This is a genomic window from Halomonas sp. B23F22_20, assembly GCF_043496985.1.
Classification (GTDB): Bacteria; Pseudomonadota; Gammaproteobacteria; order Pseudomonadales; family Halomonadaceae; genus Halomonas.
On record NZ_JBIEKH010000081.1, the window covers coordinates 1 to 773 of the forward strand.

Consider the following 773-nt stretch of genomic DNA (forward strand, 5'->3'; position numbering starts at 1 on the left):
CTGCCGCAGCACGGCCTGGACTACTGGCCGAAGGACGCCAAGATCATTCAGGTCGACGCCGACCACAAGATGCTGGGGCTGGTGAAGAAAATCGCGGTGGGCATTTGCGGCGACGCCAAGGCGACGGCCGAGGCGTTGAGCGAGCGGCTGGCCGGTCGCGACCTGGCCTGCGACGCCAGCCGCGAGGCGCGCGCCGCGCAGATCCGCGACGAGAAGGCGGCCTGGGAGCGCGAGCTCGACGAGTGGACCCACGAGCAGGACCCTTTCAGCCTCGACGCCATCGACGAGGCCCAGGGCGAGACGCCGTTCTCCGGCGGCGAGTACCTGCACCCGCGCCAGGTGCTGCGCGAGCTGGAGAAGGCGATGCCCAAGGATGTGATGGTGTCCACCGACATCGGCAACATCAACGCCGTGGCGCACAGCTACCTGCGTTTCGACAGGCCGCGCAGCTTCTTCGCGCCGATGAGCTTCGGCAACTGCGGCTATGCGCTGCCGACCATCATCGGCGCCAAGGTGGCGGCACCGGAGCGTCCGGCGATCGCCTACGCCGGTGACGGCGCCTGGGGCATGAGCCTGATGGAGACCATGACCGCGGTGCGCCACGACATCCCGGTGACCGCGGTGGTGTTCCACAACCGCCAGTGGGGCGCGGAGAAGAAGAACCAGGTGGAGTTCTACAACCGCCGCTTCGTGGCCGGCGAGCTGGACAACCAGAGCTTTGCCGAGATCGGTCGGGCGATGGGGGCCGAGGGCATCACCGTGGATCGCCTCGA

1 protein-coding gene is annotated in these 773 nt (G+C 68.3%); it reads left to right on the forward strand.

Features of this window, described 5'->3' with window-relative positions:
* Positions 1–773: thiamine pyrophosphate-dependent enzyme (locus ACGTN6_RS20660; protein WP_394594944.1), on the forward strand; the 773-nt coding region annotated here is incomplete at both ends.